The sequence below is a fragment of the Mesorhizobium sp. M2E.F.Ca.ET.209.01.1.1 genome (assembly GCF_004010375.2).
GTDB lineage: Bacteria > Pseudomonadota > Alphaproteobacteria > Rhizobiales > Rhizobiaceae > Mesorhizobium.
The window spans coordinates 1-335 of record NZ_SADP02000672.1 but is presented as its reverse complement, the minus strand read 5'-3'; the positions used below and the strand labels follow the sequence as shown (position 1 = coordinate 335).

1 protein-coding gene is annotated in these 335 nt (G+C 63.0%); it reads left to right on the top strand.

All coding sequences use genetic code 11. The features are described 5' to 3' along the window. Window positions 1–335: benzoate/H(+) symporter BenE family transporter (locus tag EN852_RS42880; protein WP_246694545.1), on the top strand; the 335-nt coding region annotated here is incomplete at both ends.

The following is a 335-nucleotide window of genomic DNA, read 5'->3' as shown; positions in this document are numbered from 1 at the left end:
ATTCCGGCCCGCGTCGCCTCCGGCATGCTGGCCGGTATCGTCGTCACCTTCGCCATCAATGCGGTGAAGGCCATTCCGGCCGATCCCCGGCTCATTTTGCCGCTGATCGCGGCGTTTTTCATCATCCGCCTTTTCAATCCGTCGTTGTCGGTGCTGGCGGTTCTGGTCGGCGGCGGGCTCGCCGCCTTCGCGTGGTTCATGTTCGTCCAGCCGGATCTGACCTGGCGCGTGCTGGCCATGAATTTCGGCTTCGGGGGCCTTAGCCTGCTCGTCGCCGCCGAACTCAGGACCGTACGCAACAACGGGCCGACGGAAAAAATCCTGTTCATTCTGGC